The 22,575-nt window shown below is 53.1% G+C and carries 22 protein-coding genes; 6 read left to right on the top strand and 16 right to left on the bottom strand.

From position 1 onward, the window contains the following. The first annotated feature begins 313 nt into the window (after positions 1-313). Both ackA and pta read left to right on the top strand, forming a co-directional pair. Positions 314-1,516, top strand: coding sequence for an acetate kinase (gene ackA / locus WCT94_RS04585; protein ID WP_336868209.1), 1,203 nt, complete (start codon positions 314-316; stop codon positions 1,514-1,516). Positions 1,517-1,596: 80 nt separating this feature from the next. After that, positions 1,597-3,735 (top strand): phosphate acetyltransferase, encoded by a 2,139-nt coding sequence (pta, locus tag WCT94_RS04580; protein WP_319848309.1) that lies wholly within the window; start codon positions 1,597-1,599, stop codon positions 3,733-3,735. Positions 3,736-3,845: 110 nt separating this feature from the next. Here pta and yfcD read toward each other — a convergent pair whose 3' ends face one another. Next, on the bottom strand, positions 3,846-4,496 hold the full coding sequence (yfcD, locus tag WCT94_RS04575; protein WP_336868207.1) for an NUDIX hydrolase YfcD: 651 nt from the start codon (positions 4,494-4,496) through the stop codon (positions 3,846-3,848). Between the two features lie 121 nt (positions 4,497-4,617). Next, positions 4,618-5,169 carry a phosphodiesterase gene (gene yfcE / locus WCT94_RS04570; RefSeq protein WP_336868206.1) on the bottom strand — a complete coding sequence of 184 codons (552 nt, stop codon included), beginning with the start codon at positions 5,167-5,169 and terminating at the stop codon, positions 4,618-4,620. A 248-nt stretch (positions 5,170-5,417) separates the two neighbouring features. Between yfcE and yfcG the strand changes: the two genes are divergently transcribed. From yfcG to WCT94_RS04555, 3 genes are all read left to right on the top strand, one after another. After that, entirely contained in the window at positions 5,418-6,044 is a 627-nt protein-coding gene (yfcG, locus tag WCT94_RS04565) for a GSH-dependent disulfide bond oxidoreductase (protein ID WP_336868205.1), read from the top strand. A 124-nt stretch (positions 6,045-6,168) separates the two neighbouring features. Beyond that, complete coding sequence (gene folX, locus WCT94_RS04560; RefSeq protein ID WP_271873625.1) at positions 6,169-6,540, top strand: dihydroneopterin triphosphate 2'-epimerase; 372 nt, start codon at positions 6,169-6,171, stop codon at positions 6,538-6,540. 20 nt (positions 6,541-6,560) lie between these two features. Beyond that, on the top strand, positions 6,561-7,466 hold the full coding sequence (locus tag WCT94_RS04555) for a TIGR01777 family oxidoreductase (protein ID WP_336868203.1): 906 nt from the start codon (positions 6,561-6,563) through the stop codon (positions 7,464-7,466). A 49-nt stretch (positions 7,467-7,515) separates the two neighbouring features. On the opposite strand, the gene hisP is transcribed toward WCT94_RS04555, so the two are convergent. From hisP to pdxB, 14 genes are all read right to left on the bottom strand, one after another. Beyond that, entirely contained in the window at positions 7,516-8,289 is a 774-nt protein-coding gene (gene hisP / locus WCT94_RS04550; RefSeq protein WP_015840979.1) for a histidine ABC transporter ATP-binding protein HisP, read from the bottom strand. 15 nt (positions 8,290-8,304) lie between these two features. Continuing rightward, positions 8,305-9,021, bottom strand: a complete 717-nt coding sequence (locus WCT94_RS04545; RefSeq protein ID WP_225085265.1) for an ABC transporter permease — start codon at positions 9,019-9,021, stop codon at positions 8,305-8,307. Further along, on the bottom strand, positions 9,014-9,703 hold the full coding sequence (locus WCT94_RS04540) for a histidine ABC transporter permease HisQ (protein ID WP_336868201.1): 690 nt from the start codon (positions 9,701-9,703) through the stop codon (positions 9,014-9,016). The genes WCT94_RS04545 and WCT94_RS04540 overlap by 8 nt, the downstream gene beginning before the upstream one ends. 126 nt (positions 9,704-9,829) lie before the next feature. Beyond that, positions 9,830-10,609 carry a lysine/arginine/ornithine ABC transporter substrate-binding protein gene (locus WCT94_RS04535; protein ID WP_336868199.1) on the bottom strand — a complete coding sequence of 260 codons (780 nt, stop codon included), beginning with the start codon at positions 10,607-10,609 and terminating at the stop codon, positions 9,830-9,832. A 419-nt stretch (positions 10,610-11,028) separates the two neighbouring features. Beyond that, complete coding sequence (locus WCT94_RS04530) at positions 11,029-11,601, bottom strand: UbiX family flavin prenyltransferase (RefSeq protein ID WP_180741933.1); 573 nt, start codon at positions 11,599-11,601, stop codon at positions 11,029-11,031. 212 nt (positions 11,602-11,813) lie between these two features. Continuing rightward, on the bottom strand, positions 11,814-13,331 hold the full coding sequence (purF, locus tag WCT94_RS04525) for an amidophosphoribosyltransferase (protein WP_015840985.1): 1,518 nt from the start codon (positions 13,329-13,331) through the stop codon (positions 11,814-11,816). Positions 13,332-13,352: 21 nt separating this feature from the next. Then, the gene (gene cvpA, locus WCT94_RS04520) at positions 13,353-13,853 is read right to left on the bottom strand and encodes a colicin V production protein (RefSeq protein WP_180741931.1); all 501 of its coding nucleotides are present in this window, start codon (positions 13,851-13,853) and stop codon (positions 13,353-13,355) included. A 317-nt stretch (positions 13,854-14,170) separates the two neighbouring features. Continuing rightward, complete coding sequence (dedD, locus tag WCT94_RS04515; RefSeq protein WP_336868195.1) at positions 14,171-14,932, bottom strand: cell division protein DedD; 762 nt, start codon at positions 14,930-14,932, stop codon at positions 14,171-14,173. Then, on the bottom strand, positions 14,922-16,190 hold the full coding sequence (gene folC, locus WCT94_RS04510) for a bifunctional tetrahydrofolate synthase/dihydrofolate synthase (RefSeq protein WP_336868194.1): 1,269 nt from the start codon (positions 16,188-16,190) through the stop codon (positions 14,922-14,924). The genes dedD and folC overlap by 11 nt, the downstream gene beginning before the upstream one ends. A 105-nt stretch (positions 16,191-16,295) precedes the next feature. Continuing rightward, positions 16,296-17,213, bottom strand: coding sequence for an acetyl-CoA carboxylase, carboxyltransferase subunit beta (gene accD, locus WCT94_RS04505; RefSeq protein ID WP_336868192.1), 918 nt, complete (start codon positions 17,211-17,213; stop codon positions 16,296-16,298). 224 nt (positions 17,214-17,437) lie between these two features. Then, complete coding sequence (locus tag WCT94_RS04500) at positions 17,438-18,100, bottom strand: DedA family protein (protein ID WP_015840991.1); 663 nt, start codon at positions 18,098-18,100, stop codon at positions 17,438-17,440. A gap of 196 nt (positions 18,101-18,296) precedes the next feature. Continuing rightward, positions 18,297-19,148, bottom strand: a complete 852-nt coding sequence (gene truA, locus WCT94_RS04495) for a tRNA pseudouridine(38-40) synthase TruA (protein ID WP_336868190.1) — start codon at positions 19,146-19,148, stop codon at positions 18,297-18,299. Further along, positions 19,148-20,158, bottom strand: a complete 1,011-nt coding sequence (locus WCT94_RS04490) for an aspartate-semialdehyde dehydrogenase (protein WP_336868189.1) — start codon at positions 20,156-20,158, stop codon at positions 19,148-19,150. The genes truA and WCT94_RS04490 overlap by 1 nt, the downstream gene beginning before the upstream one ends. 114 nt (positions 20,159-20,272) lie before the next feature. Further along, positions 20,273-21,409: a 4-phosphoerythronate dehydrogenase PdxB gene (pdxB, locus tag WCT94_RS04485; RefSeq protein WP_336868188.1), complete on the bottom strand. Its 1,137-nt coding sequence runs from the start codon at positions 21,407-21,409 to the stop codon at positions 20,273-20,275. Between the two features lie 190 nt (positions 21,410-21,599). On the opposite strand from pdxB, the gene WCT94_RS04480 reads away from it, so the two are divergent. Next, complete coding sequence (locus tag WCT94_RS04480; protein ID WP_336868186.1) at positions 21,600-22,571, top strand: DMT family transporter; 972 nt, start codon at positions 21,600-21,602, stop codon at positions 22,569-22,571. Positions 22,572-22,575 lie beyond the last annotated feature (4 nt).

The following is a 22,575-nucleotide window of genomic DNA, read 5'->3' as shown; positions in this document are numbered from 1 at the left end:
ATGACTACACGCAAGGAGTATAATTCCCTTCGCGACATAAGCGCAGCCAACGGCCATAACGCGGTTATTCATCGCTTTAAAAGCTGCGGTTTACATCAGGTCGATGTCACGTTGTTGTAGAGATGAGTTATAGCGATTAATTGTTGTAACGATTACCCGATATAACATACGTCATAGTATCGACCCTATTTCACCATTGTGTCTGGTGTATCACACCAAGGTATGATGTTAATCATAAATGCCAGCGGCGGCATGCGATACGCTATGCCCTGTATGACATTTTTTTAACCATGTATAACAAGTAGGTACTTCCATGTCGAGTAAGTTAGTACTGGTTCTTAACTGCGGTAGTTCATCCCTGAAATTCGCCATCATCGATGCGATTAACGGAGAAGAGTACCTGTCTGGTTTAGCCGAGTGTTTCAACCTGCCTGAAGCCCGCATCAAATGGAAAATGGACGGCGGTAAACACGACGCCGAACTGGGTGCCGGTGCAGCTCACAGCGAAGCGCTGAACTTCATCGTTAATACCATTCTGTCTCAGAAGCCAGAGCTGTCTGCTCAACTGGTTGCTATCGGTCACCGTATCGTTCACGGCGGTGAGAAGTTCACCCAATCCGCGATCATCACTGATGATGTTCTTCAGGGTATCAAAGATTCCGTACCTTTTGCACCTCTGCACAACCCGGCGCACTTGATCGGTATCGAAGAAGCACTGAAATCCTTCCCACACCTGGCTGATAAAAACGTCGCTGTCTTCGACACCGCGTTCCATCAGACCATGCCGGAAGAGTCTTACCTTTATGCACTGCCATACAAACTGTATAAAGAAAACCACATCCGTCGCTACGGCTTCCACGGCACCAGCCACTACTTTGTTTCTCGCGAAGCCGCTAAAGTGCTGAACAAGCCGGTAGAAGAGCTGAACGTCATCACTTGTCACCTGGGCAACGGTGGTTCCGTTACGGCCATCCGCAACGGCGAATGCGTTGACACCTCTATGGGTCTGACGCCGCTGGAAGGTCTGGTTATGGGTACGCGCTGTGGCGATATCGACCCGGCTGTGATTTTCCACCTGCACGACGCACTGGGCATGGATGTAGACAGCATCAACAAATTGCTGACTAAAGAATCCGGCCTGCAAGGTCTGACTGAAGTGACCAGCGACTGCCGTTACGTTGAAGATAACTACGAGACGAAAGCAGACGCGAAACGTGCAATGGACGTTTACTGCCACCGTCTGGCTAAGTACATCGGTTCTTACAGCGCCCTGATGGAAGGCCGTCTGGATGCCGTAATCTTTACCGGTGGTATCGGTGAAAACGCCGCAATGGTTCGTGAACTGTCGCTGAAAAAACTGGGTCTGCTGGGCTTTGACGTCGACCACGAACGCAACCTGGCTGCACGCTTCGGTAAAGGTGGCAACATCGCTAAAGATGGCACCCGTCCAGCGCTGGTTATCCCGACCAATGAAGAATTGGTCATCGCTGAAGACGCTTACCGTCTGACAGCGTAAGACAAGTAACCTCCCAACACCGTCAGCCAAGGCTGACGGTGTTGTTTTTGACTAACGAGCAACCGTAAAGAGGTTCGGCCGTGTCCCGTATAATCATGTTGATCCCAACTGGCACCAGCGTCGGTCTGACAAGCGTCAGCCTGGGTGTCATCCGTTCCATGGAACAGAAAGGCGTTCGCCTGAGCGTGTTCAAACCTATCGCCCAGCCGCGCAGTGGCGACAATACGCCAGATCAAACGACCACCATTATTCGTGCGAATTCCGCTATCAACGCCGCCGAGCCGCTGGCGATGAGCCGCGTTGAAGCCCTGCTGAGTTCTAACCAGCAAGACGTGCTGATGGAAGAAATCATCGCGCGCTATCACGAAAATACCAAAGACGCCGAAGTCGTTCTGGTTGAAGGTCTGGTTCCTACCCGTAAGCACCAGTTTGCTAACGCATTGAACTATGAAATCGCCAAAACGCTGAACGCAGAAATCGTCTTCGTACTGGCGCTGGGTAACGACTCCCCGGCACAGCTGAAAGACCGTATCGAACTGGCACGTTCCAGCTTCGGCGGCAGCAAAAACAAAAACATTACTGGCGTGATCATCAACAAACTGAATGCGCCGGTAGATGAGCAGGGCCGTACTCGTCCTGACCTGTCTGAAATCTTTGATGACTCCACGAAAGCCAGCGTTGCCAACATCGATCCGAAGCAGCTGTTCGCTAACAGCCCGCTGCCGGTGCTGGGCTGCATTCCATGGAGCTTTGACCTGATCGCAACGCGCGCCATTGATATGGCGAAGCACCTGAATGCGCGTATCGTCAACGAAGGTGACATTCAAACGCGTCGCGTTAAGTCTGTGACCTTCTGCGCACGCAGCATTCCTCATATGCTGGAGCATTTCCGTCCGGGTTCACTGCTGGTGACCTCCGCCGATCGTCCTGATGTTCTGGTTGCCGCTTGTCTGGCTGCCATGAACGGCGTGGAAATCGGTGCCCTGCTGCTGACTGGCGGCTACGAAATGGATCCGAGCATCGCCAAGCTGTGTGAGCGCGCCTTCCAGACTGGCCTGCCTGTATTTATGGTCAACACCAACACCTGGCAGACCTCACTCAGCCTGCAAAGCTTCAACCTTGAAGTACCGGCTGATGACCGTCAACGTGTTGAGAAAGTGCAGGAATACGTTGCACGCCACATTGATACCCAGTGGATCGACTCACTGAGCGCAGAGTCTGAGCGTTCACGCCGTCTGTCTCCACCAGCATTCCGCTATCAGCTTACCGAGCTGGCGCGTAAAGCAGGCAAACGCATCGTGCTGCCAGAGGGTGATGAGCCGCGTACCGTTAAAGCCGCCGCTATCTGTGCTGAACGCGGTATCGCTCACTGTGTGCTGATCGGTAACCCGGAAGAGATTCAACGCGTTGCCGCCGCTCAGGGCGTAGAACTGGGCAAAGGCATTGAAATCGTCGATCCGATTGTCGTACGTGAGCGCTATGTTGCGCGTCTGGTTGAACTGCGTAAGAGCAAGGGCATGACCGAAGTGGTTGCGCGCGAACAGCTCGAAGACAACGTGGTTCTGGGTACGCTGATGCTGGAACAGGGTGAAGTTGACGGTCTGGTGTCTGGTGCCGTTCACACCACGGCTAACACCATCCGTCCGCCGTTGCAGCTGATCAAAACTGCACCGGGCAGCTCTCTGGTGTCTTCAGTGTTCTTCATGCTGCTGCCTGAGCAGGTTCTGGTTTACGGCGACTGCGCCATCAACCCAGATCCAACCGCAGAGCAATTGGCTGAAATCGCTATCCAGTCCGCTGATTCCGCGACAGCATTCGGCATCGACCCACGCGTTGCAATGATCTCTTACTCCACCGGTAACTCCGGCGCGGGTAGCGATGTAGAGAAAGTGCGTGAAGCAACCCGTCTGGCACAGGAAAAACGCCCGGATCTGGTTATCGATGGTCCACTGCAATACGACGCCGCTATCATGGCTGACGTTGCACAGTCCAAAGCGCCGAACTCACCAGTTGCGGGTAAAGCGACTGTGTTCATCTTCCCTGACCTGAACACCGGTAACACCACGTACAAAGCGGTACAGCGTTCTGCCGACCTGATCTCCATCGGGCCAATGCTGCAAGGCATGCGCAAACCGGTTAACGACCTGTCTCGTGGCGCACTGGTAGACGACATCGTTTACACCGTCGCTCTGACCGCCATTCAGGCTACACAGCTCTAATCATCTTCATGATGACGTAAATGCCAGCCTTCGGGCTGGCATTTTTATTTGGAAGGAGAGCAAGGAAAAATGCCGCAGTGGAGAAAAGGCCGCGGCGAGGCGGGCACAGATTATTTCTGCGAATCCGTTTCCGATGGAGCAACGTTGCTGTCGTTCTCATCATCAACATTGTCATGATTAACGACAGATGTCTCGGCAGCTTCTACTACCTCATTCAGCTTGCGTGAAATCGGCTTGCCATATTCCCGATCGCTGTAGCGCGTCAGCCACAGCGACAGGGCTTTTAGCGAGTCTGGCGTAAATTCATCGCAGCGCGCAGTGATCTCTTGCGGCGTCAGCCAACTCACTTCATCCACTTCTTCTTCCTGTAACGCGAATGGCCCATGGGTGACGCAGCTGAACAGCCCGCCCCACACCCGGCAATTTTCGCCTTCGTAATAGAACAAGCCGTGTTCTGCAAATGGCACGCCAGCAATACCAAGTTCTTCTTCCGCTTCACGACGAGCGGATTCCAGCATTTGCTCACCACTTTGCACCACACCACCTGCGGTCGCGTCCAGCCAGCCTGGATAGAAGTCTTTAATCTTGGTCCGGCGTTGCACCAGAATTTTACCCATTCCATCATGCACAACAATGTAAGTGGCACGATGACGAAGACTCTGCGCACGCATCTGCTGACGACTTGACTGAGCAATTACCTCGTTGTTTTCATTGACGATATCAACCCACTCTGTGCCTGCTGCCTGACTTTGTTCCGCCATCCTCTGAAACCCTTTAGTATTGGCACGTTGCTACGCGCGTCTGTTTTAAATGATCGATTTTGCTGTAAATATTCCCTGCTACCTTGCCGTGATTCAAGGTCAAAAACAGGGTATAGCTAAATTAGTGTCTAATTGAGAGCTGTGCAATAGGCTCGCCGCCGTGTAACGGCAGAACCCGCAACGCGTCTTGTTCAAGCAAGCCATAGCTCGCAGGGAATCCCCCTTTCGGCAAGCTTACTGAGCCGGGATTGAAGAAATAATATTCTCCGCGTCGCTCGGCAACCGGGATATGGGTATGACCATACACCAGCACATCCCCCGCGCGTAACGGCGGCAGATTATCTGGATGATAAAGATGACCGTGCGTCAGGAAAAGGCGATTCTGCGGTAATAGCACATGTTGCCACGGTGCCGTGATCGGAAAGGTCAACAGCATCTGATCCACCTCGCTGTCGCAATTCCCGCGTACGGCGATGATGCGTGACGCATAGGCATTCAGTCGGGCAGCCACTTCCGCAGGCTGATATTTTTCCGGCAGCGGATTGCGCGGACCATGATTGAGAAAATCACCCAATAAAATAAGCCAGTCAGCACGACTCTGCTCAAAAATCGTCAGCACGCGCTCCGTCGCGCTGAGAGAACCGTGTATATCGGACGCAAACATCAACTTCATCGTCATCTCCACAACGTTTATATCCACAATACGCGTACCTTTCACCAGAAGTAGTCTACCAAAGTTGACCAACCGCTTCCGGTAAAGATCGCACAACGATGTGCGCCATCGCTTATTTTTCACCCGTAGAAGTGGTAGGGTAAGGACCCGTTCCCCAATACGCTATTCTGACAGCGCATCGCTCTCTGAAGCGATCAACTGCCATACAGTCCATGATGTTTTTCTGAATTAAAACGGAGACTTGATTCATGATTGACCTGTATTACGCACCAACCCCTAACGGACACAAAATCACTCTGTTTCTGGAAGAAGCAAATATCCCCTATCAGCTCCACCGCGTAAATATCAGCAAAGGTGAACAGTTCAGACCGGAGTTTCTGGCAATCTCGCCTAACAACAAAATTCCCGCGATTGTCGATACGCAGCCCGCGGAAGGCGACACGTCTATCAGCCTGTTTGAATCTGGCGCGATCCTGCTTTATCTGGCGGAAAAGCACGGCGTGCTGTTGAGCTCGTCGCTACGTGAGCGTACGGCCACGCTACAGTGGCTGTTCTGGCAGGTCGCCGGTTTTGGGCCGATGCTGGGACAGAATCACCATTTTAACCACTATGCGCCTCAGCCAGTCCCTTACGCTATTGAACGTTATCAGCAGGAGACACAGCGCCTGTATCGCGTGCTAGATAAACACCTGCAAGACAGTCCGTGGCTCGCAGGGGAGCATTACAGCATCGCCGATATCGCAACCTACCCGTGGGTGGTTTCTTATGCCCGCCAGCGTGTCGATCTTGATGATTATCCGGCGGTAAAAGCATGGTATACGCGTATTAGCGAACGCCCGGCAACACAACGAGCCTATCAACTCGCCGAGCAATAAAATTCTGGCATCATCTCATTCGGCCTTTGGGTATCTTCTGCTATGGTAATCAACATATTGTCGTTAACGATACCCCTGACGCTGCGGTGTTATCGCAGTCACAGAAGCAACCGAGGGCCGAGCAATGCCACATCACTATTCTGACGCCGTTATTCGTATAAAAAATCTGCGTTTGCGCACCTTCATCGGTATCAAAGAAGAGGAAATTACGAATAAGCAGGATGTGATCATCAACGTTGTGATTCACTACCCAGCAGAGCAGGCGCGCAACAGCGAGAATATCGCCGATGCGCTGAATTACCGCACCATCACCAAAAGCATTATTCGCCACGTGGAAGATAACCGCTTCGCTTTGCTGGAAAAATTAACGCAGGATGTGCTCAACATCGCCAGCGATCACGAATGGATCACCTATGCTGAAGTAGAAGTCGATAAACCGTTTGCCCTGCGATACGCCGATTCAGTTTCTATGACCCTGCGTTATCACAAGGCATAAAGATAGGGAGAGGGGGAGCGATGCAACTACTCATAACAGGCGGGACCGGCCTTATTGGCCGCCATCTTATCCAACGATTACAGCTGCTTTCCCATCACATTACGGTACTGACACGCGATCCTGAACGCGCCCGAGGCGTTCTCGGCAATCAGGTGGAATATTGGTCAACGTTGAGTAATATCACCTCACTGAACGACTTTGATGGCGTTATCAATCTAGCCGGCGAGCCTATCGCTGACAAACGGTGGACGCCACAGCAAAAACAGCTGCTGGCAAAGAGTCGCTGGAACATCACCGAGCAGCTCGCCACGCTGATAAAAGCCAGCAGTGAACCACCAACCGTTTTTATCTCAGGTTCTGCTGTCGGGTATTATGGCGATCAGGGTGAAGCGCTGGTTACGGAAGATGAATCTCCGGTCGATGAATTCACGCATCATCTCTGCGCCCGCTGGGAAGCGCTGGCGCAATCCGCCGAAAGCGATAAAACCCGCGTCTGCCTGCTGCGCACTGGCATTGTACTTTCAGCACAGGGCGGCGCGCTGGCAAAAATGCTGCCGATTTTCCGGCTCGGACTTGGCGGACCGATGGGTTCTGGCAAGCAATATATGCCGTGGATTCATATTGATGACATGGTTAACGGTATCATTTACCTGCTAGACCAGCCGATATTGAGTGGCCCCTTCAACATGGTTGCGCCCTATCCGGTTCACAATGAACAATTTTCCGCCACGCTGGCACACGTTCTGGATCGCCCCGGTTTTCTGCGAGCACCCGCTTTTGCGATCAAACTGCTGATGGGAGAAGCTTCGACGCTGGTACTGGGCGGGCAACGTGCCATCCCGCAGCGGTTAGAAGCCGCAGGCTTTGGTTTCCGTTTCTTTGAGCTGGAAGAAGCCCTACAGGACGTCGTCAAAAAACCGGGCTGACTCAGTGCTGAGAGAAACGTATGGGGCTGATCACCATCAGCCCCAAAACCTACTTCAATGCACCTGATAAAAACTGCTGTAAACGCGCACTTTTCGGACTACCGAAAAGCTGATCCGGTGGGCCTTCTTCTTCAATTACCCCCTGATGCAGGAAAATAACGTGGCTGGAAACATGGCGGGCAAACTCCATTTCATGCGTCACCACTACCATCGTTTTTCCTTCCTCCGCAAGCTGCTGCATGATGCGCAACACCTCGCCGACCAGTTCGGGATCGAGCGCTGACGTAGGCTCATCAAATAATAACACTTCCGGTTCCATCGCCAGCGCCCGCGCAATCGACACGCGCTGCTGCTGACCACCAGAGAGATCAGATGGATACTTCTGCTGGGCAGAATCGGTGATCCCGACCTTGTTCAGATAGAATACCGCCCGCTCGCGCGCTTCCGCTTTGCTAAGTCCTAATACCTGAATCGGTGCTTCCATCACGTTTTCCAACGCGGTCATGAAGCTCCACAGGTTGAAATGCTGAAACACCATCGTCAGGCGCGTGCGCAGCATTTGAAGCTGTTTTTTATCAAACACCTTCAGCTGTCCGTCAGTATCACGCACCATGCGAATTTCCTGATCGCTGACGTAAATCGCCCCTTCACAGGGTTTTTCCAGAAAATTAATACAGCGCAGTAAGGTGCTTTTTCCCGAACCGGACGAGCCAATAATTGAAATAACGTCACCCGCTTTCGCCTGTAATGAGATCCCTTTTAGCACCTCATGCTGGCCATAGCGTTTACGCAGTTCCGTCACCATCAGTTTGTTATTCGACATGCTTTTTTCCTGCGCTTAATGAGATGAACGGGTATAAAGATGACGTAACCAGCGCCGTTCCGCCCTTCTGAACAGCCCGATTAACACAAATGAAATCGCCAAATAGATGACCGCAGCAATACCAAATGCATAAAACGGCTGGTAGGTTGCGGCGTTGATATCTCGGGCAATCTTCAGAATATCCGGTACGGTTACGGTGAAGGCCAGCGCCGTCGAATGCAGCATCAGAATCACTTCGTTGCTGTAGGCAGGCAGCGCAATACGCAGCGCTCCCGGCAAAATAATGCAACGATACTGCTTAAAACGGGAGAATCCGTATGCTCTGGCCGCTTCAATTTCCCCATGCGGCACCGCGCGGATAGCGCCTGCAAAAATTTCTGTCGTATACGCACAGGTATTGAGCGCCAGCGCCAAGATGGCACAGTTTAGCCCGCTGCGAAAAAAGGCATTCAGCAGATCGGTGCCGCGCACAATCTCCAGGCTATACACGCCGGAATAGAACACCAGAAGCTGCACATAGAGCGGCGTACCGCGGAACACGTAAGTAAATAACCACACAGGAAAGCTGAATCGGCGTCGCGGCGACACGCGGGCAATCGCCAGCGGCAGCGCCATCAGCCCACCGATAATCACCGACGAAATAAGTAGCCAGAGCGTCATCGCCAGCCCGGTCAGTCGGTAGCCATCGCTCCACAGTAGCGGCTGCCAATATTGTTGCAGGATCTCACTCATAGTTTACTTTCTTGACTCCCTGCGAATAGTGCCTTTCCAGCCACCACAGCACGCCGTTAGAAATGGTGGTAAAAATCAGGTACATCGCCCCAGCGACCAGCGCAAAATAAAACGGTTCATGTGCGCCCTTTCCCGCCAGTTGCGTCGCCTTAATCACATCATTCAGGCCAAGCAGTGACACCAGCGCCGTGGCTTTCAGGATCACCTGCCAGTTATTGCCAATGCCAGGCAGCGCAAAACGCATCATGGAAGGAAACAGAATACGGCGGAACACCTTCATAGGAGAGAAGCCAAATGCCACAGCCGCTTCGATTTGCCCACGCGGCACGGCAAGATAGGCACCGCGAAAGGTTTCCGTAAAATACGCGCCGTAAATAAAGCCCAACGTAATAATCCCGGCGGTCAAAGGATCGATGTCAATCTGCGCCATCCCCATCGACTCCGTCACGCCGTTTAAGACGATTTGCAGACCATAGAAAATCAGCAGCATCAGCACCAGATCGGGAATGCCACGAATCAGCGTGGTATAGCAGGAAAAACACCCTGCCAGCAGCCGGTTGGAAGACAGCTTCGCCGATGCGCCAATCAGGCCGATAACCAGCGCCAACAGTAGCGAACTGGCTGCCAGCTCCAGCGTCATGATGGCACCGTCCAGAATTAGCTGGGAATAGCCATAGAGCATCAATGATATCCGTTGAAATAGCGGTTAATGGCACAGTGCGTCATCATCAGGAATACGACACGGGAGGAACGGTCCCATGTCGTAGGCCCTGCGATTCCGCTACAGAGTGTGAATCGTTAGGAGAAATTAGCCGCCGTAGACGTCAAAATCGAAGTATTTTTTCGCGAAGGTATCGTAGGTACCGTCTTTACGCATCTCTTCAAAGGCTTTATCCAGCGCGGCTTTCAGCTCGGTATCCGCTTTACGCAGACCCATCCCCGTCCCCACACCGAAGAATTTGTCATCTTTCACCGCCGGGCCAGCAAACGCGTAGCCTTTACCCATATCAAGCTTCAGGAAACCTTCGCTTCCCGCCACTTCATCCTGAAAAGCGGCATCGATACGGCCTGCGGTCAGGTCTGCATAAATCAGATCCTGATTTTGGTAAGCCACAACCTCAACGCCTTTTGGCTGCCAGTTCGCGTTAGCAAATGCCTCCTGCGTTGATGCCTGCAACACGCCGACACGCTTGCCGCCCAGAGACACCAGCGTTGGCTCGATGCTCGCGCCCTTCTTCGCAATCAGACGCGCATTGGCAGCATACAGCTTCTCGGTGAAGGCAATTTCCTGCTGGCGTTTTTCGGTGATGGACAGAGAAGAGATGATGGCATCAATTTTTTTAGCTTTAAGGGAAGGAATTAATGCGTCAAAGTCACTTTCCACAAACGTACAGTTAGCCTGAATGCGTTTACACAGCTCTTTCGCCAGATCGATATCAAACCCAACCAGTTCGCCGCTGGCGTTTTTGGACTCAAAGGGGGCATAGGTCGGATCGGTGCCGATTTTAATATTCTTAGGAATCTCCGCCATCGCGCTGCCCGCAGCCAGAATGAGTGCCAACGGCAAAACTTTGATCAGTTTCTTCATATTGCTACCCTTATCATGAGTGATTGATGTCATGTGTCGTCAACGTCGGAACAGATATCGATTTATTGCTTTAAAAATGAACGATGTGAGTGCTATTTGTTTTTTAATGCCGACGATTACCGTTTTCATTAGCAAGCAGTTTTCATGCCACAATGAACGCAGGGACACCGTAAAAGTCTCATAGGCAATTCATGCAGAAACTAATGAATAACTGTTTGATTATGAAATATTTTCCGTAGAATTTTTCGGCGCGTAATAATAAGAATAGATAACATTGCCATGAATACAAAAACTCAAGCGCACCATTTAGGTGCTCTTGCGCGCAAAATTGGTGCAATGTGATAAAAAAGCACAAAAAAAGGGCAGTAATACTTTACTGCCCGGAGAGAAGAAAACGGCACGCGTTAGCGTCTAGCCTGCTACGACGCACCTTGCCAGCGGATAAAGAGATCTTTCGGCAGCTCGATATCAAACTGGTCCAGAATACGATTCACCGTCTGATCGACAATATCCTGCACACTTTCTGGGCGATGATAGAACGCAGGCACAGGCGGCATGATTATCGCCCCCAGCTCAACGGCAGTGGTCATCAGCCGTAAATGCCCTAAATGCAGCGGTGTTTCACGAACCCCCAGCACCAAAGGACGACGCTCCTTCAGCACCACATCGGCCGCGCGGGTTAATAGGTTGTCGCTGTAGCTGTGCACAATGCCGGACAGGGTTTTTATCGAACAGGGTAAAATCACCATCCCCGCCGTTTTAAACGACCCCGAAGAGACGCTGGCAGCGATATCACGCGTGTCATGCACTACATCAGCCAGCGCCTGCACATCACGCAGACTAAAATCGGTTTCTAACGCCAGCGTCTGCCGGGCAGCCTGACTCATGATCAAATGTGTTTCGATACCTTCCAGCGTCTGTAAAACCTGTAGCAGCCGGACGCCGTAAATAACACCGCTGGCGCCGGAAATTCCTACAATGAGTCGCTTCATTCGTACTGCCTCTGGCTGACTGCGTAAGCAAAAACGCGGAAAAATCATCTGCGCAAACTTTGCCGCATTGACTGGCGATAAGCAAGGAGAAGCGCTGAAGCAATGTTTTTATATACAACGATTTTCTATACCACTGTGTTCTATATATAGAAAAGGGGGAAGACACTTTCGCGTCCTCCCCCTTCGATGAAGCCTTAACGTGCAACTAGCCGTTAGCCTTCGTTGTGTAATTCCAGATCTTCAACTTCATTCTGGCTACGCAACGCTTTGGCGTCGTCATTACGCAAGACTTCCAGATAATCCAGATAGCCTTGATCAACATCCTTCGTCACGTAAATCCCGTTGAATACCGAGCATTCAAACTGAGCGATATCCGGGTTATCTTCACGCGCAGCGTCGATCAGATCGTCGAGATCTTGGAAAATAAGCGCATCGGCACCAATAATCTTACAGATCTCATCCACTTCACGACCGTGAGCAATCAGCTCGTTGACGCTCGGCATGTCGATGCCATACACGTTAGGGAAGCGAATTTCCGGTGCCGCCGAGGCCAGATACACACGCTTGGCTCCCGCTTCACGCGCCATCTCCACAATCTGCTCCGACGTTGTACCACGCACGATGGAGTCATCCACCAGCAGCACGTTTTTGTCACGGAATTCAGCACGGTTGGCGTTCAGTTTACGGCGTACCGATTTCTTACGCGCCTGCTGCCCCGGCATGATAAAGGTACGGCCCACATAGCGGTTTTTCACAAACCCCTGACGGTATGGTTTGTTAATGATACGCGCGATTTCCAGCGCGATATCACAAGAGGTCTCAGGAATCGGGATCACGACGTCTATATCGAGATCTTCCCACTGACGCGCAATTTTTTCACCGAGCTTCTGACCCATGCGAACGCGTGCGCTGTAGACCGAGATTTTATCGATGAAAGAGTCTGGGCGAGCGAAGTAGACATATTCGAACAGACACGGGTTGCTCTTTGGATTCTCCGCACACTGGCGGGTAAACAGCTGCCCTTTTTCCGTAATGTAGATCGCTTCTCCCGGCGCCACATCGCGTAAAAATTCAAAGCCCAGCGTATCCAGCGCAACACTTTCTGACGCCACCATGTATTCGCTACGGCCATCTTCCAGATCGCGCTTACCAATCACCAGCGGGCGAATCCCGTTAGGATCGCGGAAAGCCACCATACCGTGACCGATAATCATGCCAACACAGGCGTAGGCACCGCGAATTTGCTGGTGCGTCGCGGCAACGGCCGCAAAAATATTATCGGCTTCCAGCGGGTAATGTTGGAAACGGTCCAGCTCTCTGGCAAAAATATTCAGCAGAATTTCAGAATCAGACGTGGTGTTAACGTGACGGCGCTCCTGCTCGAACAGCTTTTTACGCAGTTCATGGGCGTTAGTCAGGTTACCGTTGTGAGCCAACGTGATACCGAACGGAGAGTTAACATAGAAAGGCTGTGCTTCCGAGGCGCTGGAACTGCCCGCGGTTGGATAACGCACATGACCAAGCCCCATGTTTCCCTGTAAGCGTTGCATGTGCCGCGCTTCAAACACATCTTTCACCAGGCCATTGGCCTTACGCAGGCGAAAACAATTAAAGGCATCGATGGTCACAATACCCGCTGCATCCTGCCCACGGTGTTGCAACACCGTTAACGCGTCATAAATCGACTGGTTGACCGGTGTAAAACCGGCGATACCGACAATACCGCACATGGTGTCTTTTCCTCATCAGCGCTACCGCAGCGGTAAATGCTGCGGCAAGAAACTTGACGTGCTTTGCAGGTAGTCAAAAAACCACCTGATAATATAACTGAACTGCGGGATTAACTGGGACTGCTTCCAGTCATCACTTTGTGAAAAACCGGTGAAAGTATCCAGAAAGAATAGCAGTGCGGAAACGATCAGCACCCCGCGCAGCGCACCAAAACAGATGCCCAGAACGCGATCGGTGCCGGATAATCCGGTACGTTCAACCAGCGAACTAATCGCATAGTTGACGATAGCCCCCACAATCAACGTTGCAACAAACAGAATGGCAATCGCGATACCGTTACGCACCAGCTCATCATCAAAACGGGTGAAGTAGACCGCGAGGTACGCGTAGTAATGGCTGGCGACAAAAAAAGCACATCCCCAGGTTACTAACGACAGCGCTTCACGAACAAACCCCCGGATCAGGCTAACCAGAGCCGAAAAACCGATGATGCCAATAATGACGTAATCAACCCAAACCATGAACGATCCTAATAATGAACGATGCTACCGATAAGCCGCTACGTCATCCTGTTCGCGGCGCATTCTAACAGAAAAAGAAAACGTTTGCGTAGCGTATTTCCGCCGATTTCATCAATAGATAATCAGGCGAAAAAACCAGCAACTCGCTATGCCTGATTCTATTCACTGTCGGCATAACAAAATCAACAACAGGCCACTCAAAACGAGTGCGGGGCGAAGCACCACGCCTATGAGCCCCATCCCCGCAGCCTGCCTCTTCTACTTATTACGCGGCAGACAACAAACAATCCACCCCGTTATTTTCACGTTTAACAGCCTTAACGAACGGAATGTGCACGCACCTGCCCACTGAGTCCGCTGAGCTGTTTCAGCTCACCCAGTGAAGACTCAAGCTTCTGCTTCGACGCATCAGGCCCCACGTAAATACGGGTGATTTCTCCTGAAACCGGCGTTGACGGCACGGTATACGCGCGATAGCCGGAAAGACGCAATTTGGCGACAATCTCGTTCACCTTATCTGCATTTTTCAGCGCACCAAGCTGCACAATGTAGGCCTGTCCGACAGGGGCTTGCTGCGCCGGCTGTGTTTCAGGCTTCACTTCCGGTTTGGGTTCCGGTTTGGGTTCCGGTTTAGGCTCAGGCTTCGGTTTTACTTCCGGTTTCACCTCAGGTTTTGGCTGAGGCTTCGGCGTCACTGGCGCTGGGGTCTGAACCGGCGGACGCTCAACCACAACCGGCGGTGCCGTCATCGCTGGTGTATTCGTGCCAGAATGGGATGATGGCGGTGTCTGCGTTGTGGTTTCAGGTGCTGTCGCTGCCCTCGCCTCAGGCGCTTCGGCTTCCGGGCTGTTCTGCATCGCCGCCTCCGCCCCTTCCGGTGGTTGACTCGGCAGCGACGGGTTCAGAGCAGGCAGCGATTCCATCTCATTGCTATCACCCGGTTTAGGGATCAGCGGAATCGACGCAAACTCGTCCTCATAGTGCTTTTTCTTACCATCCAGCAGTCCGGGTAAGACGATCACACCCAGCGCGACCAGAATGACTGTACCCACCAGGCGATTCTGAAATTTACTCGCCATTCGCCTTCTCCTCATCCAGCGCTTCCATCACATGCGCTACCGTATGAAAAGATCCACACACAATGACGACATCCTGCTCCGCAGCCTCGGACATCGCCTGCTGCCAGGCCGCCACGACATCAGGGAACGATTGGCTGCGCGTCAGGTGCTCGGCAATCTGCTGCGCGGTGGCACCACGCGGCCCTTCCAACGGGGCGCAATACCACTCATCCACCAACGGCGTTAAGTGGGCCAGCGTACCGGCAATATCTTTATCCGACAACATGCCGACGACGGCCCGTATTTTTCCGGTGGTCGGCAACGCGGCCAAACGGTTTGCCAGATACGCCGCCGCATGGGGATTGTGTGCAACATCAAGAATCAATCGCGGTGATTCCTGCACCGTCTGAAAACGACCGGGCAATATCGCGTGCCGTAAACCCTGTCGAATCGCGTCTTCGCTCACATTGAGTGACGAATAGTGCAGCGCAGCCAGCGCCGTGGCAGCATTGGCCAACGGGACATTGGGCAATGGCAGCCGTGATAACTCACGCTGCTTATCCTGCCAGCTCCATGTCTCTCGCTGAACGGAATAGTCCCAGTCGCGACCACGACGGCGCAACAGCGCCCCTTTCTCAGCGGCAACATCGGCAATCGTTCCCGGCATATCCGGCTCGCCGACAACGGCAGGTCTACCCTGTCGGAATATCCCGGCTTTCTCACGACCGATGCTTTCCCGATCGTTACCTAGCCAGTCGGTATGGTCGATAGCAATGCTGGTAACGACGGAGACATCCGCATCCACGATATTGGTGGCATCCAGACGCCCACCAAGCCCCACTTCCAGAATGACGACATCCAGATTCGCCTGCTTAAAGAGTTGCAGCGCCGACAGCGTACCGAATTCAAAATAGGTGAGCGATACCGCACCTCTTCCCGCTTCGATATCCGCAAATGCCTGAGTGTGTTGCGCTTCAGGCAATTCTTTGCCCTGAATACGCACCCGCTCGGTATAGCGAACAAGATGGGGAGAACTGTACACGCCAACCCGCAGCCCGGCGGCCAGCAGAATGGATTCCAGCGTACAGCAGGTGGTTCCTTTGCCGTTCGTCCCCGCGACGGTGAAAACCGTTGGGGCAGGCTGTAGCAAATGGAGATGTTCAGCAACCTGCTTAACGCGCTCCAGACCTAAATCAATGGCCTGAGCATGCAGGTGCTCAAGATAATGAAGCCACGTGACCAAAGGTGACGTGGCTTGAGGTGTTTGAAGTGTATCCATGAGTCCCGTTCACTGGCTTACGGTTCATTGCGGGCAGAGCGTGCGCATTACTACTCGGTCGAGAACGACGTGGTCGAGTACCACACGCCCAGCCCATCATGTCAATTATGCGTCATCCTGTGATGATTCAGACGGCGCATCGCTGCGGATTTCCACGTCATCGTTGCCCGGTTCTGGATGATTCGTCAGTTTGGCAAGAATAGTGGCCAGCTTATAGCGCATTTCCGGACGACGAACGATCATATCGATCGCTCCTTTCTCAATCAGGAATTCGCTGCGCTGGAAGCCCGGCGGCAGCTTTTCACGCACGGTTTGTTCGATAACGCGTGGACCGGCAAAACCGATCAGCGCTTTCGGCTCAGCAATGTTCAGATCGCCCAGCATCGCCAGACTCGCGGAAACACCGCCCATCGTCGGGTCAGTCAGCACGGAGATATAAGGCAAGCCACGCTCACGCATTTTTGCCAACGCCGCACTGGTTTTCGCCATTTGCATCAGCGACATCAGCGCTTCCTGCATACGCGCACCGCCACTGGCAGAGAAGCAGACCAGCGGGCAACCGTCTTCCAATGCCTGCTCAACGGCACGCACAAAACGCGCGCCCACAACAGACGCCATTGAGCCGCCCATGAAAGAGAACTCAAACGATGCCGCCACAACCGGCATGCCGTGTAGCGTGCCTTTCATGACGATCAGCGCATCTTTCTCATCGGACTGTTTCTGCGCAGAAACCAGACGATCTTTATATTTTTTGGAGTCCCGGAATTTCAGGACATCCTTCGGCTCCAGTTCGCTTCCCAGCTCAACAGTGCTTTCTTTATCCAGAAACGCCTGTAGACGGTTACGTGCGGAAAGACGCATATGGTGATCGCACTTCGGGCAGACCCCCAAATTACGCTCCAGCTCGGCACGATAAAGAACCTGACCGCAGCTATCACATTTTGTCCAGACCCCTTCAGGGATGTTCGCTTTACGGGTCGGTGTGATGTTGCTTTTGTTAAGAATTCGTTCAATCCAGCTCATTGATAACCTTTCTGCTTGAACCTGGCAAATGCCAGTCCGCTGTTCATGTTATTCCCTGACAACATTGCCAATGAAAAAATGCCTGAGACGCACGACGATCGCGGTACAAAGGCATCGGCACCCAGGGTGTTCCCAAGAACAGACCATAAATGCTGCCCATTAAACCATAACGTTCCGGTACTGTGGATAAAAAACTGGTCAAACCGGATGTTAAAATACTTCACTTATTTCACATTGCCGCGCGCGGCCGCTCTACGATGACGGACAATCTCAATAACGCCCGGCAGGATAGAGAGGAAAATAATCGCGACAATCAGTAATTTCAAATTTTCCTGCACGACCGGCAAATCGCCAAACAGGTAGCCCGCATAGGTGAATGACAGCACCCACAGCAGCGCACCAATGACATTATAGGCAGCAAAATGCCGATAGCTCATGTGCCCCATTCCGGCGACAAACGGCGCAAATGTTCTCACAATCGGGACAAAGCGCGCCAGAATTATCGTCTTACCGCCGTGACGCTCGTAAAACGCATGCGTTTTATCCAAATAGCTGCGGCGGAAAATCTTCGAGTTCGGGTTGCTAAACAACTTTTCACCGAATAGCCGTCCAATCGTGTAGTTCACTGCATCGCCCGTAATCGCGGCAACAATCATCAGGAACACCATCGTGTGTACATTCAGATCGTTCGACGGCAGCGCCGCCAGCGCCCCTGCAACAAACAGCAGCGAATCGCCCGGCAGAAACGGCGTCACTACCAGCCCAGTCTCACAGAACAAAATCAGGAACAAAATGGCATAAACCCAGACACCATATTGCGCCACCAGTTCCGCCAGATGAACGTCAATGTGCAGAATAAAATCAATAATAAACTGTATAAATTCCATCACAACTTCTTCTCCCCAAAGTGTATACCGATCGCACGCGGTCGATATACGCAAGGCAGCCGGCATTCCCGCGTTGCCTTGCGTATAGCACGCCAAACAGCATCGTCCTTAATACGCACCGCACACGGTCAGATGGCCATCGGTCAACAGGCCGCATGCGATACGACAAAAAACAGGTAAATCACACCAATAAGTGCTAGTCCGCCAAAAAGAGCGGCCCCATCGTAGCCTGTGGCAAGGCAAAACGCGCCGGGTAATCCACCGCCACTAAATACAACCCTTCTGCTCTGGCCGTCGCTGCCGCCAGCGTACGATCCTTGGCGGCCAGCAGCTCTGCAATCCACGACTCCGGGCGATTGCCACAACCGACTTCCATCAGGCTACCAACAATGTTGCGCACCATATGATGAACGAACGCATTGGCCTTAATATCTACCACGATATAGTCACCGTGACGTGTAACCTTTAAATGATTTACATAGCGCCACGGCGTGCGCGACTGGCATTGCACTGCACGAAAAGAGGTGAAATCATTTTCCCCCAACAGGCACTGCCCGGCACGCTCCATCCGCTCCACATCCAGCGGATGATAAAAGTGCGTCATGCCATGTGAGAGCACCGCTGGGCGATAGCGGTGATTATAGATGACATAGCGGTAGCGGCGTGCCGTGGCGCTAAAGCGCGCATGGAAATCCTCGTCCACCGTTTTCACCCAGCGTACGGCGATATCTGGCGGTAAATTCGCATTCACGCCCATCGTCCAGGCCGCGTCTTTCCTGACAGCGTGCGTAGTAAAATGCACAACTTGCCCAGTACCGTGAACCCCAGCATCGGTTCGTCCGGCACAAAACACGTCTATCGGTTCATCCGCGACTTTGCTCAGCGCCTTTTCAAGACAGGCCTGCACGCTGGCAACTTCAGCCTGACGCTGCCAGCCATAATACTGGCTACCGTCATACTCAATACCCAACGCGATTTTCAGCGGGGCGCGTTCGTTTTCCGCAACGGCGTCGGCCTGAATCGCCTCCGCCTGAGTGGTTTCCGACATTACCCAAGATACTCCTGCACCAGACGTTCCGCTGTTTCCACCGCCATCAGCGCACCGCCAAAGCGAGCATTATCAGCAACCGACCAGAACTGCAGCAGCTCAGGAATGCCGTAATCGTTACGCAGACAGCCTACGCTCAGTTGCCCATTGCCGGACGCATCGCCAACCTGCGTGGGGTAATCCTGCTCGTCGCTTACCTGAATATTCCCGGCGTTGAGTAATTCATCACGCGCTTCTTCCGCAGAGAGCGGACGCAGCGATTCAAGATGGACAACCTGCGCATGACCATAGAACACAGGAGACTGAATGCAGGTCACTGAAATCGGTAATCCTTCGTCCTGCAAGACCTTACGCACCTGCTCCACCAGACGCCGTTCTTCACGCACGCTGCCAGCGTCATCCGGCAGTAAAGGCAACAGGTTGAACGCCAGCTGTTTCGGGAAAATCCCTTCTTCTGGCGGAATACCGTTCAGCAAACGGGCACTTTGCCCAGCCAGATCGTCTACCGCCGCTTTGCCGAAGGCAGAAACCGACAGCATATTGACGACATGCAGACGTGAAAGCCCTGCCGCATCGGTCAGCGGTTTAATCGCCGTCAGCAATTGACTGGTCAGGCTGTCTGCCACCGCAACAATGTTACGGTTACGATAATCTGCCAGCGTATGCGTATTGACGCCCGGCACCACCAGCGGGACATCCGGCTCCAGCGCAAACAGGCCGCTGCTGTCGATAACCAGACAGCCTGCGTCCCCAGCTTCTTCCGCATAGCGGGCGCTGACATCCTGACCGGCGACAAAAAACGCCAACTGTGCCTGTGACCAGTCGAAATCCGCCACATCGGTGACCAGACAGGACTGGCCGTTAAAACGTATGGTTTCACCCGCGCTACGTTCGCTGGCCAGCGGATACAGTTCACCCACCGGGAATTCACGTTCCTGCAATAATTCCAGCAACGCCGTGCCTACTGCGCCCGTTGCGCCCAGTAGAGCAATATTCCAGCCGTCAGACATTTGGTTCTCTCCCAAATTTTGAATGAAACACAAATCATAAATGGAACCAACAGACGATCGCGACGCCGCCTGTTGGTGCATGAATAAAAAAAGTGATGCTCGCGAGAAACGCCGTTAGCGTGCGCCCCGCACTGACGCTGTAAATCCCAGCGCATTCAGGCAATCTGCGCTGTCAGCATCGGCGCAGATAACATGGAGTGACGACCATTCGCGTCGTTCCTGATAATGTTTGCGCAGGCGATCGAATTCGCCTTCCTGATGCGCAACGTGGCGCAACAGTGCATCGTCCCGGCGCACATCATACACCAGATGCACCAGACGTTTTAGCAGCGCCTCATCCAGCGGTACGGTCAGAGTCACTTCGGCAAACTCTGGCTCAGGCAAAAGCGACGAAAGCGCCACCTGCTGAGGGGTTCCGATAAACTCGCTCCAGGCTTCAAAAACCTGCGTAGTGCCGCGCGCCTTCCCTTCCAGCGTATAACCGGCGATATGCGCCGTACCAATATCGACTCGCGCCAGCAGATCGGTTGATAACTCGGGCTCAGGCTCCCATACATCAAGAATGACGCTGAGTTTTTTACCCCGCTGCAACGCCTCAAGCAGTGCAGCATTGTCCACCACCGGGCCGCGACAGGCATTAATCAAAATACGTCCGTCCGCAAACGCGTCCAGCACGTTGGCATCAACCAAATGATGGGTACGGTATGGGCCATCGAGATACAGCGGCGTGTGCAGCGTCAGAATGTCGGCATCGCGCACCAGCGTTTCTAGCGGCAGAAAATCGCCTGCATCACCGCGATCGGCACGCGGCGGATCGCACAGCAGTGTTTTCACGCCCCAGGCTTTCAGACGCGCATCCAGGCGTCTGCCAACGTTTCCCACGCCGACAATCCCTACGGTTTTATCACGCAGTTGGAAGCCATCACGCTCGGCCAGCATCAACAAAGAAGAAAACACGTACTCTACCACCGCAATGGCATTGCAGCCGGGCGCAGCAGAGAACGCGATACCGTTGTCGTTAAGCCAGATATCATCAACATGGTCGGTGCCAGCCGTCGCGCTGCCGACGAATTTTACCGCCGTACCAGACAGCAGATCCGCATTCACCTTCGTGACAGAACGCACCATCAGCGCATCGGCGTCTGCCAGCAGATCGCGCGGTAAGGGACGTCCCGGCACAGCCTGCACGTCACCCAGCCTGCTAAAAAGCGCGCGGGCATACGGCATATTCTCATCAACCAGAATCTTCATTGTCTTCTCCGACATCGGTAGCCAGCCAAAAAAAGCGGGGAGATATTTTGCCACCGAATGATGCAGAAACCCAAGGCAATTACGACGCAATGTCGTGCCGTTATCAGCCCGCCTCAAGGAGAGCATTGCAAAGTCGTGGTCATAGCAAGCCAATCGCATACAAGGTTGATAGCCGTCACGTTGCTCTGCTATGTTGTTTGCCGTTGCGGCACTTGCCCTATTTTTATCTCCCAGACTGGCAACCGCTGCGTTTTCCGTCTGGTCTGTTATGAGAAATCCAACGTTGAACGCCCTATTTCCCACCATTGCCGTCCTGATCTGGTCAATTAATGTCATCGTTAACAAGCTCTCCGCGAGCGTCATTGACCCGGCCGCTATCTCATTTTATCGCTGGCTACTGGCATTCCTCGTCATGACGCCGTTCATGCTGCCAACCCTGCGTCAGCATGCAACGGCCATTCGCCAACATGCCTGGAAGCTGCTGGTACTGGGGTTGCTCGGTATGGTGCTATATCAAAGTCTGGCCTACTACGCAGCGCACTCGATCAGCGCCGTGATGATGGGCATTATGGGGTCGCTCATTCCACTCCTCACGGTCCTGCTTAGCATCCCTCTGCTACGCATCGCCCCCACATTAGGTGTGCTGCTCGGCAGCATTCTGTCGCTGGCAGGCATTATCTGGCTGATTGGAGAAGGACATCCAGAACAGATTCTGGCGCAGGGCATCGGCCCCGGTGAATTCATGATGTTTTGCGCGTCGTTGTCCTATGCCCTCTATGGCGTATTAACCAAACGCTGGAGCATCCCGTTGCCCAACTGGGTATCGCTCTATGTGCAAATTGCCTTTGGCGTGGTGGTACTGATTCCAAATTTTCTGCTGACGGACAATGTGCAGCTTACTGCCCAAAACCTGCCGCTGGTGATTTTCGCTGGCATCATGGCCTCAATCATCGCACCTTTTCTTTGGATTCAGGGCGTTATGCGTCTGGGAGCCAGTAAAGCCGCCATCTTCATGAACCTGACGCCCATCTTTACAGCAATGATCGCGATTGGTTTTTTGCACGAGCCTTTGCATCATTATCACCTGATTGGCGGCGGCATCACGCTACTCGGCGTTATCCTCGCCCAACATCTGCGTACCCCGCTGGGGCGCACCTCATGAGACC

This window comes from Pectobacterium sp. 1950-15 (genome assembly GCF_037136835.1).
GTDB lineage: Bacteria > Pseudomonadota > Gammaproteobacteria > Enterobacterales > Enterobacteriaceae > Pectobacterium.
This window is presented reverse-complemented; position numbering and strand designations above follow the sequence as displayed.

Excerpts from the sequence above, each read along its gene's own strand:
- ackA (WP_336868209.1), top strand. The coding sequence starts at position 314 with ATGTCGAGTAAGTTAGTACTGGTTCTTAACTGCGGTAGTTCATCCCTG.
- yfcD (WP_336868207.1), bottom strand. The coding sequence starts at position 4,496 with ATGGCGGAACAAAGTCAGGCAGCAGGCACAGAGTGGGTTGATATCGTC.
- yfcE (WP_336868206.1), bottom strand. The coding sequence starts at position 5,169 with ATGAAGTTGATGTTTGCGTCCGATATACACGGTTCTCTCAGCGCGACG.
- yfcG (WP_336868205.1), top strand. The coding sequence starts at position 5,418 with ATGATTGACCTGTATTACGCACCAACCCCTAACGGACACAAAATCACT.
- folX (WP_271873625.1), top strand. The coding sequence starts at position 6,169 with ATGCCACATCACTATTCTGACGCCGTTATTCGTATAAAAAATCTGCGT.
- WCT94_RS04555 (WP_336868203.1), top strand. The coding sequence starts at position 6,561 with ATGCAACTACTCATAACAGGCGGGACCGGCCTTATTGGCCGCCATCTT.
- hisP (WP_015840979.1), bottom strand. The coding sequence starts at position 8,289 with ATGTCGAATAACAAACTGATGGTGACGGAACTGCGTAAACGCTATGGC.
- WCT94_RS04545 (WP_225085265.1), bottom strand. The coding sequence starts at position 9,021 with ATGAGTGAGATCCTGCAACAATATTGGCAGCCGCTACTGTGGAGCGAT.
- WCT94_RS04540 (WP_336868201.1), bottom strand. The coding sequence starts at position 9,703 with ATGCTCTATGGCTATTCCCAGCTAATTCTGGACGGTGCCATCATGACG.
- WCT94_RS04535 (WP_336868199.1), bottom strand. The coding sequence starts at position 10,609 with ATGAAGAAACTGATCAAAGTTTTGCCGTTGGCACTCATTCTGGCTGCG.
- WCT94_RS04530 (WP_180741933.1), bottom strand. The coding sequence starts at position 11,601 with ATGAAGCGACTCATTGTAGGAATTTCCGGCGCCAGCGGTGTTATTTAC.
- purF (WP_015840985.1), bottom strand. The coding sequence starts at position 13,331 with ATGTGCGGTATTGTCGGTATCGCCGGTTTTACACCGGTCAACCAGTCG.
- cvpA (WP_180741931.1), bottom strand. The coding sequence starts at position 13,853 with ATGGTTTGGGTTGATTACGTCATTATTGGCATCATCGGTTTTTCGGCT.
- dedD (WP_336868195.1), bottom strand. The coding sequence starts at position 14,932 with ATGGCGAGTAAATTTCAGAATCGCCTGGTGGGTACAGTCATTCTGGTC.
- folC (WP_336868194.1), bottom strand. The coding sequence starts at position 16,190 with ATGGATACACTTCAAACACCTCAAGCCACGTCACCTTTGGTCACGTGG.
- accD (WP_336868192.1), bottom strand. The coding sequence starts at position 17,213 with ATGAGCTGGATTGAACGAATTCTTAACAAAAGCAACATCACACCGACC.
- WCT94_RS04500 (WP_015840991.1), bottom strand. The coding sequence starts at position 18,100 with ATGGAATTTATACAGTTTATTATTGATTTTATTCTGCACATTGACGTT.
- truA (WP_336868190.1), bottom strand. The coding sequence starts at position 19,148 with ATGTCGGAAACCACTCAGGCGGAGGCGATTCAGGCCGACGCCGTTGCG.
- WCT94_RS04490 (WP_336868189.1), bottom strand. The coding sequence starts at position 20,158 with ATGTCTGACGGCTGGAATATTGCTCTACTGGGCGCAACGGGCGCAGTA.
- pdxB (WP_336868188.1), bottom strand. The coding sequence starts at position 21,409 with ATGAAGATTCTGGTTGATGAGAATATGCCGTATGCCCGCGCGCTTTTT.
- WCT94_RS04480 (WP_336868186.1), top strand. The coding sequence starts at position 21,600 with ATGTTGTTTGCCGTTGCGGCACTTGCCCTATTTTTATCTCCCAGACTG.